Source organism: Streptomyces sp. NPDC059909 (genome assembly GCF_042730885.1).
Lineage (GTDB): Bacteria > Actinomycetota > Actinomycetes > Streptomycetales > Streptomycetaceae > Streptomyces.
On sequence record NZ_JBHWKX010000227.1, the window covers coordinates 1 to 1432 of the forward strand.

Below are 1432 nucleotides of genomic sequence, written 5' to 3' on the forward strand. Positions count from 1 at the left end.
CCTCCGGCCCGGCGCCCGCCTCCCCGCGGACGCCGGGCCGCTGCCGCACCCGCCCCGCGAAACCCGCCCGGCGGCCCCCGCCCCTCGAAGGAGACCCGTCCCCGTGCGACGGACCATCACCCTCGCGGTGAGTCTCGGCCTGTGCGCCGCCCTCACCGCCGCCCTGCCGGCCACGGCCGACACCCCTGACGCCCCGTCCGCGCGGGCCACCGCCGCCGAGGAGACCGCCGAGGCCGTCTGGCTCGACGCCCGCACCGTCGCCTGGCCCCGCGCCGAGGGAACGGCGAGCGCCCGTCTCCTCGCCCCGGCCCAGGGCGCGGAGAAGCGGGCGGCCGAGCAGATACGTCCGGGCCCCGGCACCCGACAGCTCCGGCTCACCGCCGGGAAGCTCACCGCCGCCCAGGCCAAGAGGTTCCCGCACCTCGCGGCGTACGACGCGTGGCGGGTCGATGCCCGTGACCGGCACCTCGCCGCCGACGCGCTGCGCGGCCGCCTCGTCGCCCAGCAGCGCGCCGCCGACGGCACCGTCACCACCGCCACCGCCGTGCAGACCGCGGGCGTCCTCGACGACCTGTACGCCGGCGCCGCCCAGCGCCGCGCGCTCGGCGTCACCTTCGACCGCGCCGGGCGCCCCACCCTCTCCGTCTGGGCGCCCACCGCCCGCCGCGTCGCCCTCGACCTCGACGGCCGTACCGTCCCGATGCGCCGCGACGCCGCCTCCGGCGTCTGGTCGGTCGAGGGCGAACGCGGCTGGAAGGACCGGGAGTACGCCTACGACGTCACCGTCTACGCGCCGGAGGCCGGCCGCACCGTCACCAACACCGTGACCGACCCCTACTCCGTCGCGCTCACCACCGACTCCCGCCGCAGCCTCGTCACCGACCTGGACGACCCCAAGCTCGCCCCGCCCGGCTGGGAGAACCTCCGCAAGCCGACGGCCGTGCCGTTGCGCGACGCCCAGATCCAGGAACTCCACGTCCGGGACTTCTCCGCCTCCGACCCCACCAACGCCCACCCCGGCGCCTACCGCGCCTTCACCGACCGCGACAGCGACGGCGCCCGCCACCTGCGCCGCCTCGCCGACGCCGGCACCACCCACGTCCACCTGCTCCCCGTCTTCGACATCGCCACCATCCCGGAGAAGGACGCCAAGAGCCCCGACTGCGACCTGCCCGCCCTCCCCGCAGACTCCGAGCGCCAGCAGGAGTGCGTCACCGCGAGCGCCGCCGAGGACGCCTACAACTGGGGCTACGACCCGCTGCACTACACCGTGCCCGAGGGCTCCTACGCCACCGACCCCGAAGGGGCGGGCCGCACCCGGGAGTTCCGCGAGATGGTCGGCGCCCTCAACCGCGACGGGCTCGGCGTCGTCATGGACGTCGTCTACAACCACACCGCCGCCTCCGGACAGGCCGACACCTCGGTCCTCGAC

Annotated in this window: 1 pseudogene; it reads left to right on the plus strand. The window is 76.6% G+C overall.

Going from position 1 to position 1432, the window contains the following annotated elements:
- Positions 1 to 103 precede the first annotated feature (103 nt).
- Positions 104 to 1432, plus strand: a pseudogene (locus ACFV9O_RS40410) (DUF3372 domain-containing protein); the annotation flags it as partial.